This window comes from Komagataeibacter oboediens, from assembly GCF_018491655.1.
Lineage (GTDB): Bacteria > Pseudomonadota > Alphaproteobacteria > Acetobacterales > Acetobacteraceae > Komagataeibacter > Komagataeibacter oboediens.
Genome location: NZ_JABLUU010000022.1, coordinates 1 through 14,051, shown reverse-complemented (window position 1 = coordinate 14,051; position 14,051 = coordinate 1). Strand labels below are relative to the sequence as shown.

At 60.5% G+C, this 14,051-nt stretch carries 26 protein-coding genes and 1 pseudogene; 12 read left to right on the top strand and 15 right to left on the bottom strand.

Annotated elements, in window-relative coordinates:
- Positions 1–10 precede the first annotated feature (10 nt).
- From HNO79_RS14860 to HNO79_RS14805, 12 genes are all read right to left on the bottom strand, one after another.
- Positions 11–2,158, bottom strand: a complete 2,148-nt coding sequence (locus HNO79_RS14860) for a terminase gpA endonuclease subunit (RefSeq protein WP_214164763.1) — start codon at positions 2,156–2,158, stop codon at positions 11–13.
- The gene (locus tag HNO79_RS14855) at positions 2,127–2,753 is read right to left on the bottom strand and encodes a DNA packaging protein (RefSeq protein WP_244987564.1); all 627 of its coding nucleotides are present in this window, start codon (positions 2,751–2,753) and stop codon (positions 2,127–2,129) included. Before HNO79_RS14855 ends, HNO79_RS14860 begins: the two co-directional genes overlap by 32 nt.
- A 258-nt stretch (positions 2,754–3,011) precedes the next feature.
- Entirely contained in the window at positions 3,012–3,494 is a 483-nt protein-coding gene (locus HNO79_RS14850) for a DUF6362 family protein (RefSeq protein ID WP_214164762.1), read from the bottom strand.
- Positions 3,491–4,432: a hypothetical protein gene (locus HNO79_RS14845; RefSeq protein WP_214164761.1), complete on the bottom strand. Its 942-nt coding sequence runs from the start codon at positions 4,430–4,432 to the stop codon at positions 3,491–3,493. Before HNO79_RS14845 ends, HNO79_RS14850 begins: the two co-directional genes overlap by 4 nt.
- Before the next feature lies 1 nt (position 4,433).
- Positions 4,434–4,724: a hypothetical protein gene (locus HNO79_RS14840; RefSeq protein ID WP_214164760.1), complete on the bottom strand. Its 291-nt coding sequence runs from the start codon at positions 4,722–4,724 to the stop codon at positions 4,434–4,436.
- A 7-nt stretch (positions 4,725–4,731) separates the two neighbouring features.
- Positions 4,732–4,926, bottom strand: coding sequence for a hypothetical protein (locus HNO79_RS14835; protein ID WP_244987563.1), 195 nt, complete (start codon positions 4,924–4,926; stop codon positions 4,732–4,734).
- Positions 4,927–4,928: 2 nt separating this feature from the next.
- Positions 4,929–6,461, bottom strand: coding sequence for a replicative DNA helicase (locus HNO79_RS14830; RefSeq protein WP_214164758.1), 1,533 nt, complete (start codon positions 6,459–6,461; stop codon positions 4,929–4,931).
- Complete coding sequence (locus tag HNO79_RS14825; protein WP_214164757.1) at positions 6,458–6,703, bottom strand: hypothetical protein; 246 nt, start codon at positions 6,701–6,703, stop codon at positions 6,458–6,460. The genes HNO79_RS14830 and HNO79_RS14825 overlap by 4 nt, the downstream gene beginning before the upstream one ends.
- Complete coding sequence (locus HNO79_RS14820; RefSeq protein ID WP_244987562.1) at positions 6,700–6,942, bottom strand: hypothetical protein; 243 nt, start codon at positions 6,940–6,942, stop codon at positions 6,700–6,702. The genes HNO79_RS14825 and HNO79_RS14820 overlap by 4 nt, the downstream gene beginning before the upstream one ends.
- 42 nt (positions 6,943–6,984) lie before the next feature.
- Positions 6,985–7,218: a hypothetical protein gene (locus tag HNO79_RS14815; protein WP_214164756.1), complete on the bottom strand. Its 234-nt coding sequence runs from the start codon at positions 7,216–7,218 to the stop codon at positions 6,985–6,987.
- Complete coding sequence (locus tag HNO79_RS14810; protein WP_214164755.1) at positions 7,215–7,529, bottom strand: hypothetical protein; 315 nt, start codon at positions 7,527–7,529, stop codon at positions 7,215–7,217. The genes HNO79_RS14815 and HNO79_RS14810 overlap by 4 nt, the downstream gene beginning before the upstream one ends.
- Before the next feature lie 285 nt (positions 7,530–7,814).
- Positions 7,815–8,168: a hypothetical protein gene (locus HNO79_RS14805; RefSeq protein WP_214164754.1), complete on the bottom strand. Its 354-nt coding sequence runs from the start codon at positions 8,166–8,168 to the stop codon at positions 7,815–7,817.
- Positions 8,169–8,300: 132 nt separating this feature from the next.
- Between HNO79_RS14805 and HNO79_RS17300 the strand changes: the two genes are divergently transcribed.
- Positions 8,301–8,555 (top strand): hypothetical protein, encoded by a 255-nt coding sequence (locus tag HNO79_RS17300; protein WP_244987561.1) that lies wholly within the window; start codon positions 8,301–8,303, stop codon positions 8,553–8,555.
- Positions 8,556–8,634: 79 nt separating this feature from the next.
- Here the strand turns inward: HNO79_RS17300 and HNO79_RS17535 are convergent.
- Together HNO79_RS17535 and HNO79_RS14795 are read right to left on the bottom strand one after the other, a co-directional pair.
- A pseudogene (locus HNO79_RS17535) lies at positions 8,635–8,775 on the bottom strand (S4 domain-containing protein); the annotation flags it as partial.
- Positions 8,772–8,978 carry a helix-turn-helix domain-containing protein gene (locus HNO79_RS14795; protein WP_214164752.1) on the bottom strand — a complete coding sequence of 69 codons (207 nt, stop codon included), beginning with the start codon at positions 8,976–8,978 and terminating at the stop codon, positions 8,772–8,774. The pseudogene HNO79_RS17535 and the gene HNO79_RS14795, both read right to left, overlap by 4 nt.
- Positions 8,979–9,069: 91 nt before the next feature.
- Here HNO79_RS14795 and HNO79_RS14790 point away from each other — a divergent pair, with 91 nt between their 5' ends.
- The 4 genes from HNO79_RS14790 to HNO79_RS14775 all read left to right on the top strand — a co-directional run bounded on the left by HNO79_RS14790 (position 9,070) and on the right by HNO79_RS14775 (position 11,109).
- Positions 9,070–9,405 carry a helix-turn-helix domain-containing protein gene (locus HNO79_RS14790; RefSeq protein ID WP_214164751.1) on the top strand — a complete coding sequence of 112 codons (336 nt, stop codon included), beginning with the start codon at positions 9,070–9,072 and terminating at the stop codon, positions 9,403–9,405.
- Between the two features lie 2 nt (positions 9,406–9,407).
- Positions 9,408–10,049, top strand: a complete 642-nt coding sequence (locus tag HNO79_RS14785) for a hypothetical protein (protein ID WP_214164750.1) — start codon at positions 9,408–9,410, stop codon at positions 10,047–10,049.
- A 95-nt stretch (positions 10,050–10,144) separates the two neighbouring features.
- Entirely contained in the window at positions 10,145–10,510 is a 366-nt protein-coding gene (locus HNO79_RS14780) for a hypothetical protein (protein ID WP_214164749.1), read from the top strand.
- Between the two features lie 62 nt (positions 10,511–10,572).
- Entirely contained in the window at positions 10,573–11,109 is a 537-nt protein-coding gene (locus tag HNO79_RS14775) for a hypothetical protein (RefSeq protein ID WP_214164748.1), read from the top strand.
- Positions 11,110–11,135: 26 nt separating this feature from the next.
- On the opposite strand, the gene HNO79_RS17430 is transcribed toward HNO79_RS14775, so the two are convergent.
- A complete protein-coding gene (locus tag HNO79_RS17430) occupies positions 11,136–11,267 on the bottom strand; it encodes a hypothetical protein (RefSeq protein ID WP_275954927.1) in 132 nt (43 codons plus the stop codon).
- 103 nt (positions 11,268–11,370) lie between these two features.
- On the opposite strand from HNO79_RS17430, the gene HNO79_RS14770 reads away from it, so the two are divergent.
- From HNO79_RS14770 to HNO79_RS14740, 7 genes are read left to right on the top strand one after another with little or no spacing between them, the layout of a single operon-like run.
- A complete protein-coding gene (locus HNO79_RS14770) occupies positions 11,371–11,655 on the top strand; it encodes a hypothetical protein (RefSeq protein ID WP_214164747.1) in 285 nt (94 codons plus the stop codon).
- Positions 11,652–11,939 (top strand): hypothetical protein, encoded by a 288-nt coding sequence (locus HNO79_RS14765; protein WP_214164746.1) that lies wholly within the window; start codon positions 11,652–11,654, stop codon positions 11,937–11,939. The genes HNO79_RS14770 and HNO79_RS14765 overlap by 4 nt, the downstream gene beginning before the upstream one ends.
- The gene (locus HNO79_RS14760) at positions 11,936–12,073 is read left to right on the top strand and encodes a hypothetical protein (RefSeq protein ID WP_214164745.1); all 138 of its coding nucleotides are present in this window, start codon (positions 11,936–11,938) and stop codon (positions 12,071–12,073) included. Before HNO79_RS14765 ends, HNO79_RS14760 begins: the two co-directional genes overlap by 4 nt.
- Positions 12,070–12,321 carry a hypothetical protein gene (locus HNO79_RS14755; RefSeq protein ID WP_214164744.1) on the top strand — a complete coding sequence of 84 codons (252 nt, stop codon included), beginning with the start codon at positions 12,070–12,072 and terminating at the stop codon, positions 12,319–12,321. Before HNO79_RS14760 ends, HNO79_RS14755 begins: the two co-directional genes overlap by 4 nt.
- Complete coding sequence (locus HNO79_RS14750) at positions 12,318–12,554, top strand: hypothetical protein (protein WP_214164743.1); 237 nt, start codon at positions 12,318–12,320, stop codon at positions 12,552–12,554. Before HNO79_RS14755 ends, HNO79_RS14750 begins: the two co-directional genes overlap by 4 nt.
- Positions 12,555–12,589: 35 nt before the next feature.
- Positions 12,590–12,859 carry a helix-turn-helix transcriptional regulator gene (locus HNO79_RS14745; RefSeq protein WP_244987560.1) on the top strand — a complete coding sequence of 90 codons (270 nt, stop codon included), beginning with the start codon at positions 12,590–12,592 and terminating at the stop codon, positions 12,857–12,859.
- A complete protein-coding gene (locus HNO79_RS14740) occupies positions 12,831–13,943 on the top strand; it encodes a tyrosine-type recombinase/integrase (RefSeq protein WP_214164741.1) in 1,113 nt (370 codons plus the stop codon). The genes HNO79_RS14745 and HNO79_RS14740 overlap by 29 nt, the downstream gene beginning before the upstream one ends.
- Positions 13,944–14,051: the final 108 nt, after the last annotated feature.

Below are 14,051 nucleotides of genomic sequence, written 5' to 3'. Positions count from 1 at the left end.
TCTCCTTGGGTCAGAACTTGCCTGACCCGAACTGCTGGGCGAGGCGCTTCATGCGTTCGGCCATGCTCTCGGCCGGTTGTGGTGGTGGCGCAGGTGCTGGCGTGACGGCCTGCGTGACAGACTTGAGGCTTTCGGCAAGCTGCTGGACGGGGGTGGGCATATCCACCACCAGGACATTGCTGTCATGGGGCGCTGCCCATGACGGGGGAGATGTCCAGTCGAGGCGGCGCAGGCCGTGCAGGTTGGCCATCACATTGGTCATGACCATGAGGTCCAGTGCCTCATTACGGGTGCTGGATGTCGGTTTTTCCCACCGGCCATTGGCCAGCCGGTTCTCCGCCACCAGCTGGTCGAAGAACGGATGCGGCGCTTCCCCGGCGCGCAGGGCGGCGGGGAAGTGGACGTAAAGCGGGCCGGTTTCGGCTTTCTGCAACTGGAGCGCGACCACATCCTTGGCCGTGTTGGGGTTGAAGATGCCAAGCGGCACGTCGCCCCGTGCAGCGGCAAACCGGTCTTTTCGCTGCGTTTCCGGATAGGTGACCAGCAGCGATGGCGCATTGATGCCGCTGGCCCCCTTGAGGGGCAGCAGGGTCCATGCATCGCGGCCGTCCACCTTGCCCAGAAACCGCACATGGCCCCGCTTGCGGGCGCGGCGCCATGCGTCATAGGCCTGCAGGGTCACGCCATCCTGGCCGCCACTGTCATAGCCTGCGGCAAGGATTTTCATGCCTTTGCGGGGATTATCCGCCAGCGGGTAGACATGCGCGTAGAGCCTGACCAGCAGCGCATCCCAGTCATCCGGGCTGGTTGCGGGGTCTGCCGGCATCTTGAAATAGTCGATGACCCAGCTTTCGCCATCCTTGCCCCAGCCGCGCACGAAGCCTTCGAAGTGACGGGCCTGCACGTCGACTGACCCTGTCAGGAAGCGGACGTCCGGGGGCACCGTGCCCAGCGTCAGGCTCTGTTCGGCACGATCGGCTATGACGTTGGCGTCGATACTGCCAACGGATTTGGGTGGCTCAAAGGGGAGGCCCCAGCGTTTGACGGTTACGTCCTTGAGTTTCTGGACAGCTTCTTCCTCGCCATTCTCGACGGCGCGGCGCGCCTTTTCCATCTCATAGGCGAGGGAGCCGATGCCCCCGATCACGAAGGGGGACATGGCGCCGGTGATCCAGAACCCCGCGATCTCCTTTGCCACCAGTTCGCCGGATATGTCGCCCGATTTGCTGATGGTCTGGCCGGCACCTACCCAGACACCGTCGCGGTTCATGGCACGACGCCATTTATCCTCGATCAGGGATCCGCAGCATGGACAGACAAGACGCGCGGCTTCCTTGATCTCATCAAGCGGGGTATCTGCTGGCCAGTCCAGCGTCATGACACGTTGGCCCATCGGGTTGGGCGATGAGTAGGCGTTACAGTTCGGGCACGGCCAGTACCAGATATGGCGGTCACTGTCCCGATAGAGGGACATGACCCCGGCTGTCCATTTATCCGGGTTGGCGCCGGCGGCCATGTCCGGATGGCTTTCGGCCAGCACCATGGATTCATACATGAATGACTGGCGGCGCACGCTGGCCAGTTCATAGGCATTGCCGTCGCAAGCGTCCAGTTCAGTAATAATGATGCGTGGCGCAGACTTCTGAATGAGGTTTCTATAGCTGGCCGCCAGAAACTGCACCCACATGCCGGTGAATTTCTTGAAATGCATGGAGTTGTCGCGCGGCAACTTCCCCTGTTTGTCTTTCAGGCGCTTGTGGCTGTCGATCAGCGGATTGATTTCCGCTTTCACATACTCCTCGATCATGGCGTCAGTCGCACTGTAAACCAGCATGTCCGCCGGGTCCGCATCGATGGACTGGCACATCCAGTTCTGGCCGATTGCGGTCTTGCCGCTTCGCGCCGGACCAACAACGGCAGTGGTCAGATGATTGCGGCTGCTGAGCGCCCGCATTGGCCCGACCAGATAAGGCGCCTCATCATGGCTCCATCGTCCGACGTAACCGCCGCCACGGTTATCGAGGTAGCGATGAAGCGCGGCATAATCGGCAACGTCTATCTGTTCTGGCGGCAGGAAGGCCTTGATGGCGTTCGAGATGACCGCACGTGGGTCAGCAAACCTGACCTTAGACAAGGGCGTCGGGCTGGAGACCGTCATCGTCCTCACCTATCTTCATGTCATCCAGCACCTTCTGGACAGCGGTGCGCTGCATATCCGCCAGCTTGCTTTCAGCCTGCCGGATCATGATATCTGGCCATGACTGTTCGCGGCCCAGCTGGCGGATGAATACATTGATGTCCCGACCGAGGCGCCCGAATACGGACGTGAACAGGTCCTGCACTTCCTCGGCATTGACCAGCTTTCCCGCACGCTCGGCCTGCTTTATCTGCAGGTCCTGCAGGCGCGCCAGGTCAAGCTGTTCCTTGACCGGGATACGCGGGGAGGCTGGCTGCGCGACTGGCTCTGGCCACAGCGTGAGCTGAAGCTTCATCAGCTCCGCGTCACGATCCGCCTCTTTTGCAGCTTCTTCCTCCCGCCGGGCCGTGAGGAAGGCCAGAACCTCATCCAGATGAAAGGTCCAGCTAACACCGTTGCGGCCGCGCTCGACTATGGGAAATTCTGGCCAGCGATCCAGCCAGCTGGTCAGGGTCGGCAGCGATATCCGCAGCCGGTTGGCCAGTTCACGTTTGTTGACGGTTGGACGAATGGCGGTGACCTGACCATTCAGCGCTGCCTCATTGTCTGACAACAACACCAATGGAAACACCAAGCCTTTGTAAAATTTATAAAAGTCAGAGACCTGACAGGGTGCGAACAGCTCGTGGCACCGGACCCTCCCAGGAAGGACCCAAGGCATTTCCCGCCATGGTCGGGGAGGGCTGGAAGGTCCGGTGCGGGGGATCGGATCGGGTTACATGACCACCTCCATCACCGCCATCGCATGGGGAGTGCCTACAACGAAAAACGGCGTGAATCCCGAAGGATGCACGCCTCCTCAACATAACAATCGCTATGCGGCAAAATGGAAAGTTTGGAAAGCAGAAAATGCATCTGGCGCAATTTTTCTGGCGATGTCCGCTATCGCCAGTTGGTGCCAGGACTTGGCAGATGTATGACTGGTGCCGACACGATTGGCGATTTCCCGCCAGCTAAAGCGATATCGATGTGAGATCGGATGCACGATCAGGCGCAGGCATACTACCTTGCGCCAGTTCATCCGGTCATCACCGATCAGCCCGATCCATGATAGCGCTTCATCCATGCGCGTGATCGCGGCCGAGCCGGGGCGCGGTGGTCGGAGATCCTCGGCAGGGCAGGCGTTGATCCAGTCCAGATCCGCATCTTCCAGCATTTCGGGCCATGCCACACGTACGCCGCCGGGTTTCAGACCGTGGGCAGGCAAGGCAGACAGTGTGCAACCAGCCTCGAACAGGCGTTCGCCAACCACATCGGCTACCGCCAGGCCTTCGGGAATGGTGAGGGTGCGCTTCATGCTGCCACCCGTGCGCGGGCAATGAAGTCTTCCCGGCGCGGCTGTGGTGCATCGCTGCCGTTTGCAGCATCAAGCACCCACTGGCGATGCGCTTCCTGATAGGCCGCGTCCGCCGCGAACTCGGCTTCCGTGGTGCAGACCAGGGCAGGGATGTCGCGTGTCTTGATGGCCTGCTCGATCGCGCCGTTGAAATAGCCCAGGTGCTTGATGGACTGCCCTTTCTGCCGCTGCCGGTCGGTCACGGTTTCCACCACGTTCATCACCATCCGCTCAGTCTCGGCCGCACTCAGGCCCTCGGCCAGTGCATCGGCCACCCACTGGCGAACCTGTCCCCAGTTTCCCCTGTCGCGTGCAGGATCGAAACCGGCCGCTTCCCAAGCCTTGCGCCCCAAAGCCTTGAACACCGCATCCACGTCCTGTGCCGCAGGCTTAGCTTTAAGGTTATTATTAACCTCTAAGCTAAGCTTAGGGTCGTGGGTTTCGCGTTGGGTTTCGTCGGCCATGTCTTTTCCTCCTGCAATGCCCATGATGGCGGTGCGCTGGCGCGGATCGTCCTGCGGCTTTGGATTGTGATGCTTTGGCGGCCTTCCGCCCTTTTTCCCGTTCTCGCGCGCCGCCAGCGCCTTGCGTGACGGCATGAGCGCGCCGGGCAACCCAAGCGTGCCCGCCGTGCTGTCGTGGGTTATCAGCTGGGTTTCGGCATAGGTTTCCAGATGGGTTACCAGTTCGGTTACATCCATGCGCAACCCGACCGTCGCAATTTCCTCCAGCGTGGGGGCATTACCGTTGCCGGGCACCATCACGCCGTCGGTTCCGTATTCGATGATGTAGGAAATGAGCTGCACCCAGATCCCGATGGCGGCATGGCCCAACGCACGCAGGCGAATGTTGTGCGTCGCCATCTGGAGCATTTTCTGTTCGGTTGTCACGCGGGCCATGTCAGTATGCTTTCAGGCGGTAGCCATTCCGGAACGCTTCCAGAATGTCGAGCTGCACCAGCTGCTCGATTGCGGTGGTGACCTCGGCAGCATTGGCCGCCACCAGTCGGGTGAATTGTTCCAGGTCGGGCGCCGTATGCACGGGAGCGCGCAGTTCGGGCATGAGATCGGCCGCGTCGGTCAGCTCCAGCCACATGGCACGGGCTGACAGGCCAAGCAGCCGCCAGCGGCGGTCTGTCATCAGCACGCGGGCATGCTTTCCGGGGCGCTGGCGTTGACGCGGCGATTTCATGGGTGGGTTATCCTTCCCAGCGGTCGATAAGGATCAGGATGGACAGCAATGCCCAGGCTGCCATCAGGCCGAACATGATCAGGAGCGACACAATGGCGCTCCCGTGCGGGCCGGCCAGAAAGCAGGCGGCCAGGGCGCAGATCGCGCCCAGCAGCAGGGAACGGAGCAGTTCAGGCACGGAGAGACGGACAGGACGGCGCATGTTCAGAACTCCTGTCCTGCAACAGTCCACGCCGGGCCATTTTCGCTTTCATCCACATCACGGAACCACGTCGTCATGTCCTGGAACTGGAGCGCGCAGCCGCCGGTCGCGCCGTGCCGGTTCTTGGCGATGTAGACGGTCGCCTTGCCCTTGCTGTCACGCGTGCGCTGGATCAGGCTGGCGCAGCGGTTGCTGTACGCCTCATCCGTCTCGCGGTCATTGCGGGGGATGTTGCCATCACCCAGCTGCTTGTTCAGGTAATAATGGTCGCGGTGCAGGAACAGCACGGTGGCCGCATCCTGTTCCAGCGACCCACTGTCGCGCAGGTCGGTCAGTTCCGGCCGCTTGTCCTCACGCTTGGCGCTTTCACGGGAAAGCTGTGCCAGCGCCAGCACCGGGATTTCCAGTTCACCGGCAAGGTTTTTCAGGTCCTTGCTGATCTCGGTCATGCGGTGCGTCAGGTTGAACGACCGCGAATCACTCGATACCCCCAACAGTCCGACATAATCGACCACGATCAGGTCCAGCCCCTGTTTGGAGCGTTTCAGGGCGCGGGCCTGTGTGCGCAGTTCGGCAACCGTAATGCCCGAGCGATGATCGATGCGCAGCGGCAGGCTGGCGGCGGCATGCTCGCCTTCCTCCAGTTCACGCCACTGGTAATCGGCCAGCGGTTCACACTGCGACGTATCGACATGCGGCGGGATGTCATACCGTCGCCCGGTAAAGACTGACAGCGTGGACAGACCGGCCCATGCCGCACCAGCACGCGCGCCCAGCTGGGCCGCGCGCATCTCACCCGACCAGAACAGCACGGAACTGCCCGCCGCAGCCGATCGCACGGCAATGCCCAGCCCCAGCGCCGTCTTGCCCATGGCCGGACGCGCGCCCAGGATTGTCAGGTCACCTGCATGCAGGCCGCCGGTCATGCGGTCCAGCGCCTTGTAACCCCACGTAATGCCCGCCAATCCGTCGCCGCGTTCGGCAGCGGCGCGGGCGTTGGCAATGGCCTCGCCAATCGCCTCACCAATCTGCACCGTGGGCTGGATCTCCACACTGCCCGCGGCAATGCGCGTGATTCGGCTTTCCAGCACTTCCATAATGGCGCTGTCGGGCTGCTCACCGGGCATGCAGCACAGATCGGCGGTTTCCGAACACACATCAAACAGCGTGCGCCGGAACCACGCGCTGCGGATGGCGCGGCCATAGTCTGCCGCGTTGTGAATGCCCACCATGTTGCCCAGCAGTGTTGCAAACACCTGCCCGGCACTCACGCCGGTTGGCAGTAGTGGGTCATTCTCGAACTTGGGCCGCAGCGTGATCGGATCGGCCACGTTGCCCGCCCAGATCAGCGTGCGCATGGCGGAGAAAATCGCGCCGTGCAGCGGGATATAGAAATGTTCGGGCTCAAGGATTTCCTCGACCCGTGCAAAAGCCTTGTTATTGGTCAGGATCGCGCCCAGCAGCGCGTACTCGGCCGGGACATTCGTGGGCCGCTCGCGCAGGGCCGAGCCAAACAGGGGGGCAGGGCCGTTCATAACTCTTCATCCGTGGGCGCAGGCGGCATGAAAAACGGCTGGTACATCGTAACCGTGACCGGGCGGTAACCCAGCGCCAGCGGCACGGATGTGCCCAGACCCTTGTGCCCGTTCACCGCATTGGCCAGCGTGCGCAGGTTCAGGCCGGTTTTCGTGGCCAGTTTCGCCACGCCCCCGGCCTCGCGCACGCGGCTGTTCAGCACGGCATACATTTCGGTAGCAGTCAGCATTACGCCGGTCATGACAGACGCCTCCCGCCAAAGCGGGGCAGCGTGAAACGCGCGCGCCCGACATAGGTACGCCCCGATGATGTCAGGGCCATGCTGGCCTGATTATTCAGCCCCAGCAGCTGCATGCGCGAACGTACAGCGCGCGACGAAACGCCCAGCCTGCGGGCCATGGTAGAAACCGACACACCCATGCCCGCCATCTGGCGCAGCATGGGGTCCAGTCGGTCCCAGTCAATCGATATGGCTGGCATGGTATTCTCCTGCCAGGGCGGCGCACGCGGTGCTGCGGCCCATCAGTGAAACAGGTTCTGGCGCAGCCGGACCTTGAGCGTTGCCACGCGCTCAAGCCGTTCGGTCCTGCGTTCCAGAATGGCGGATTCCCGCAATGCCCACGCATCAAGCGCGCCAAGCATCAGCCGGAAAAACTGTAGGACGAACCACGCGCGCCCACGGCGCATGACCAGCGCCAGGCACACGGGAACGCCAAAAACGGATGCCCCGATCCAGATATAAAAGGCATGGGTCACAGCAGGTCCCGCAGTGCGGCCTGCCGCTGCCGGATATTTTCCAGACGCTGGCGGATCAGTGCGTCTTCATGCCGCAGGCGGCTTTCCTCCTGCGCCAACCGGGCCGCACCCAGCGCGCGCACGGCCTGCCATTCGGCCAGCGTTACGCTGCGCACCTCATGGTGCCAGCAGGCGCGCACGCGGCGCACGGTAAAGCCCAGCGCACGCGCCACTTCGGCAAACGCACCGGCCAGCCCCACACGGTCGCGCCGCGCGCTGACCTCGGCACTGACTAGATTCTGGAATTCATCGCGCAGCGCATCGGCGCACATCTTATGCCTGGCCTCCCGATCCGGACTGGATGCACCCGCGCGCGCGGGTGAAATGGGCAAAACGTCCGAGCGCTCGGACAAATCGGCCAAAATACCCGCGTGCTCGGACAAAAACGGCAAAATACCCGACACCTCGGACGCCCTCCCTGACATCTTCATGGATGTCACGGGGGCGTTTCCCTCGGGTATCAAACAGGGCCGGAAAGGGCAGGGCACCAGCGCGCTGGACACGCATGGAAAGCTGGTGGCCTGCCCACCCGGAATGGAAATGGCAAAAACGAGACATCAGTCAGACAGCGCCCGGCATGGCGGGCAACGGCGCAGGAAGCGCGTCTTGGCCACAAAATGCGTGCCGCAGCGAAGGCAGTGGCGCTCCACGCGCTCATTGCGGTCAGCCCCCGGCTTGCGCTCATACGCGCCACCGCGCATCGAGGCCGTGCGGTTCAACTGGTCGTGGTTCGACAACAATGTCGACCCCTTGCACTGACGCGGGCGCGACAGACCAAGCCAGCACACCCGGAACTTCACCGTGGAAAGCGTCGGCCCCAGCCGTCCGGCAATTTCGGCATGCTGCAACCCCTGCGCCAGCAGCGGTTCCAGTTCGGCCCGCGCCGCGTCCCAATCAACCCACGCGGCCATCAGGTATTCACCGATGAATACCTGCCGTGACCGGCACGCGGGAAATATCCGCCCTTACGGGTCAGCCCATTGCCAGGCCGACCCGTGCGGACCACCATGCGGTTACCACACACAAACATGGAGGATTCGGGAATGCCTTCAGAGGCGAAAGCAGCCGCAACGCCGGATGCAACGGCACTGGCCGGAACGCTGGTTGGATTGGAACTCGCCATTACAAGCCTCATCGACTTTTACGCGAAGAACGGCGGCCCATCGCATGCAGCAGTAGCGCAGCACCTCCAGACAACAGCAGACAAACTGCCCAAAAATGCATTGCCCGGAAGCGCGCGCGTGCTGGAACGGATTGCCGATGGCGTGATGCACAATCACCCGAAATCATCTGCATGATCTCGCCCTGTATCCGATTGATATAATCGGCAGAAAAATGGGTGCCTCCCGTGGAGGCAGGCACAGTTACCAAGTCAGATACCGTAATAGCCTGCCCTTCATCGGTCGCGCGCTGGCGATTAACTAGCACGCGGCCGGCACGGACCAGACGGCGCGCCTCACCAAATGATGGAGCATGCCCAACGGCTACCAAGAAACGGAAAAGCGTTTGTGCGCTCATGCCGCACCTCGTTCTTGCGTTGTTTCGGGGCCAAAGACGTCGGGGCGGAGATCATGTGGGGTGAGGCCGGCCATGCGGGCGACGGTGCGGGCGTGTTCCGCCGGCACCCTGCGCCAGCCGATAACGGTGGCGTGGTGACGGTTGATCGCCTTGCCGACTTTCAGCGGGCCGCCTGCACGGCGGATGATCTCGCGGGTGTTCATGGGAACATGTGGGACAATCCCACAATTCAAGTCAAGCTAAAATGTGGGAAAAACCCGCCCATATGTTGGGGATATCCCACAAGATGAATCCATGACGAAAGATACACCAGGACATCGCATAAGAACACTTAGAGAACAAAAAGGTATGACGCAAGCCGCTTTGGCTGTAGAGTTCGGGATATCGAGGTCTCACCTCACGAAAATCGAGACGGGAGGCGATATGCCAGGGCGACAGACATTGATGGCCGCATCGACTTTTTTCGGGGTTTCCCTTGATTGGTTGGCAAACGGCACCGGCGATCCGCGTCCGGCCGAGGCTACCAACGAAAAGGAGGCTCTACTTCTTTTCGCGTACCGCAATCTTCCAGAAGATGAGGCAGAAGCCTATCTGCATTTGATGCTAAAGCGCAGCAAGCGGGACAGTTAGCCATGAAGCATAACTTGGCTTTATGTCTGCTTCCTGCGTTTTTTTCTTTCATAAGTGTATGCAATGCCCAGGAAGCGCAGGACATTTGCAAAATATATAGATCGTCCAAGGAGGACAGTAGTGCCCTTATGGATAAATACCAATCTGATGTAAGTGCGAATGATAGCAATAGCGTTAGGCATGAAGCCTTGGTTAACGCAGACAAAGCCGCCCTTGACCGGGCTTTCTCGTCCCGGAACGATGCCATCTACAGATATACGGTTGGGGGGCGGGTCAGGAGTCTGGATGTCATAGTGGATAAGGTCGACAGCTCTGTTGAAGACAATGGAGAGGGCGATCAAAACTACGGATATATCAATGCGCATATCCCATGTGATCCAAAAATAAGCATTGTGATACCGAAGATACCTGTCGATTCTCGGTGGAAACCACTCCTGTCATCATTGAATACCGGCGATTCGATAGAAGTGTCAGGCCATCTTATAGCCCATGATGAAGATGCCCAGAAGCCAGCCGACGCCATACAGTGGGCAGGCCCCCTGTGGGGTATATTATGGGACCTGCGCCCAGAAACATTCCTTGCGCCGTCGCTACAGATCAACCCAAGCAAGATGCAACAGATCCCCACCCAGCATGATGGTTAAAAATTAGATTTGTGGGATTAGCCCACATATTTCTTGACATAACATGTGGGAATAACCCACAGTCTTCCCATCACACCCCGTGATGGAGGTTTTTCATGTCCACCAACCCCACCGAGATTTCGCGCATCACGCGCATCGATCCGCCACGGCAGACCATTGCCGCCGCGACCATCCATATGCGCGATTACGCCGAAGCCGGCATCGACTTTTCCGATTGCATCGAGGCGCGTGCGGAATCTCGCCTTGCAGACGTGCGTAACGAGACAACCGCCCTTGAGGGGGAGGTTGTCCCGGTACTGGACCTGAACCGTCGCGCCGCCGTGACCAGACTGATCCGCGCACTGTCCCGCTCATTCATGGGCGACCAGATCAGGGTTTCGGACATGAAAAATGCCAATGATCTGTGGCTCGATATCCAGTCTCTGATCGTCGCCACCGAAATGGCGAAGGGCAAGGCGTAGGCATAGACCAATGCCGCACCACACCAATACTGCTATGATCGCACCCAGACAGGGAGGGCCGCATGTCCAAGCAAGCCGATCAGCCCACGCCTTACGGCGCACAGGGCGAGGATTATGCCCTGTGGCGCGCGCGGGAAGCCGTGGCCCAGGCGGAAAAGCTGCTGGCATCACAGGCCGCCACAATGGCGTATCACGAAGGTCGGGCCACATCGCTGATCGGCTGGGTCTGCGCAGACCTGCTGGCAGTTGCCGGTATGCTGGGGTCGCACCCTACATGGCTTTGGGCTGCTGGATCTCTGGGGGTTGTCTGCCCAAGCGTGGTTTCAGGCTATTACTTGTATCAGGTCTTTCAGCCCAAGAAGTGGTCGGTCACAGGTATTCATCCAGAATGGCTGATGCAGGACTGGCCGCAACCAACGGAGCGCACCACGCTGGAAGGTATTGCCAATCGCTATATTGGCGAAGTGGAGCGCAACGAACAGACTCTGAAACGGACTTTCTCCATCGTGCGCAAGGCATGGATATGGTTCCTGCTTATTCCGGTAATGGGGTTGACCTGGCTGGGCCTGTTCGCTGCGCTGGTGTTCTGGATCAAGTAGCCTTTAGCGGGCTTCCGCTCCCTTTATCATGCCGACTTGGCGGCGGGGGAGGGGGTGGAGGCGGCGGTGGTGGTGGAGGCGGTGCGTCTTCTTTTGCCATCAGTTCCCTCATCGAGTCTGGATAACCCGATGATGGAGAGTGCGGGAATGGCTGACAACAGCCGTTCCCGCATTTGAGACCTGACGTTCCAATTTTCAAGCTTTCCGCGCTCCCCCGCATCGCCGGGCCTGTTGACGCGCGTCCAGTAATGGAGAGTTTTCATGTCACAAATCACGATCATTCCCACCAGGAGAGGCCCGCCATCGAGTGCCCCTGATGCCCTGCAGGACATCATTGTCCGCCGCCAGATGGCCGAAAGCGCCATGCTGGCCGCCTTGCCGCGGCAGGGTGCCGGCATCGCCCTGCTCATGTCCGAACGCCGCGCCCTGCGTGCCGCAATGTGCGACCTGACCCGGCACATCGATGCCGAAGAAGCGGAACTGAACCGCATCGCCCATCAGCACGCGTCCCGTCACATGGCGAAGAATGCGGAGCGCACGGCATGAAACAGGACTTCACACCCATTCCGCCGGGCGATCTGGTCGGCCTGCTGCCCGTCAAAGAGCAGGAAGCCGCCATCAACATGCACCACCAGTTCCGCACCAACTTCATGGCTGTAGCGGGCTACCGCGCACAGGGCAGCCTGCACGCCGCCCGCTTTGCTGCCCGCGTGGCCGATGCCCGGATGGAGGATCTGGAGCGGCTGGTCATGGGCCGCTTCATGGCCGAAGGCCCCGAGATCGAAGCCGTCACCTTCCGTCATGCCCAGGCCAGGAGGGTGCAGTCGTGATCCAGATCCCCGATCACCAGATCGATCGCATCTGCGAGAACCTGCCGACCATGCGGGAAATCGCGGCCTGCGTGCTGGCCTGTTGCTTCATCTGGGGCAGCCTTGTCCTGATCGTGGTGGAGGCCTTGCCATGAAAAACAGGCAGCCCACCATGAAGGACAAGGTGCTTGGCGCCCACCGTGACGCGGTCAGGTACACCGGAGCCAATGCCATCCCCGCCACGACGGTGCGGCGCTTCATGCCCGGCCTGAAACGGCAGAGCCATGTCACCCGCATGCTGAACATTCTGGTCAGAGAAGGCAAACTGGCGATATCCGCCGGTCAGGGCCAGCACGGTTATATCGTGCCATCTGGTGCAGCGCGCGGGCAGGTGACGGCATGAGCGATATCTCAGATCATCCACTCCTGCAGGGCCTCGAATTTGGCAAAGAGATCTACAGCATCGAAATCCACGGCAATGGGCGGGGTGAATATGTGGGCATCACTCGGGAAGATGACGGCCCGTGTCGCATTGTGTTCCGAGGCAGCCTCGTCACCGAGAACGGACGCAAGCTGATCCGCGCGCGTGGTACGCAGGCTTGGGCTTCTGATAAACGGAAGGACGATACGAGATGAAGGACGCATCGCGCCTGCCATATTGGCCGCGTGCCATGAGCGAGGAACTGGCGGCCGCGTATGCCGGCGGCATCAGCGTCACAACGCTGCGGCGAGAGGTGGCCGAAGGCAATGCGCCCAAGCCCCATCATATCTCTGGCCGCCGGGTCGTCTGGTTCATTGAAGAACTGGATGCCTGGATGGACCGGATCAAGGGGCGGACTGTCTCAGCTCAGCCTGAAAAGAAGCAGACAACAAATTCATGGGCTGCTGCGGCTGCAGCGGCAGGGAAGATCAGTGGCCAACGTCGTTCTACCTTACGTTAATACCTATCAGGCCCGTCGCAAAAAATACGCTTATTACCGTCGGCATGGTGTTCGCCTGCGAATAGCGGGCGAGATAGGCAGCCCCGAATTTCTGAAATCCTACCAGGAAATCCATAACCGTTTTGAGCAAAGCGAAAGGCCTCGGCCGGGCATTATTCCCGGTAGCCTGGCTGAACTGATTGCCCGTTATCGGGGTACACCGGAATGGACGCAGCTCAAGCCGAGCACGCGGAAGGACTATGAAAAGTTTCTCCAGCCGCTGGAGGACGATTTCGGTATGGCGCTGGTATCTGATCTGGATAGGGCAGCCGTCAGGCTGGTCCGGGATCGCTACGCGTTCCGTCCAGGTCGGACGGAAGGGGATGATCCGATTCCCAGCCCACGTCGTGCCAACAAGACGGTATCGATGCTCTCGATCCTGATGAGCTACGCCATCGAAATCGGCATGCGTTCTGATAACCCGGCCCTTCGTCCCAAACGGCTCAAGACCGGTCCGGGCTATCGGGCATGGACGCGTGATGAAATTCAGACCTTCCTGCGGGAAAAGCCGCAGTTTCGACTGCCCCTTCTGCTTGCACTGGGTACGGGACAGCGCGGGATCGACCAGATTGCCATGACCTGGAGCGCCTTTGATGGGGACGTGATCGAGGTCGTGCAGGAGAAGACGGGCGCAAAGGTATGGATACCTTGCCATCCCGAACTGAAGGACGTCCTGGAAAGGGAAATGACGCTCCGGACAGCAGATACCATTCTGACGTCATCAACAGGCAGGCCATGGGAACTAGGGCAGTTCCAATCCGCTGTCAGTAAAGCAATCCGCTCCGCGGGATTGAATGGAATCGTGTGGCACGGTCTGCGCGCAACGGCAGCGTCGTGGTTGGCGGAAATGGGATGCACGGAACGGGAAATCATGGCGATCACAGGACACACTACGGCCGCATCCGTGAGCGTATATGTGCGTCATGCCGAGCAGAAAACCCGCGCGGTGAATGCCATCGCCAAGCTCTCCAATCGCGCCCTGGAGCAGCGGCAGGAAAAGAGGGGAGTGACTAACATTTCTAAACAGGGGAAAAAAAATGACTAACAACGATACCGGCCAAGCCGTAGAAAAGTTGTCTAAGCCCTTGAGGATAAACCCTAACGTGATGGTAGCGGTGGACGGATTTGAACCGCCGACCAAGGGATTATGATT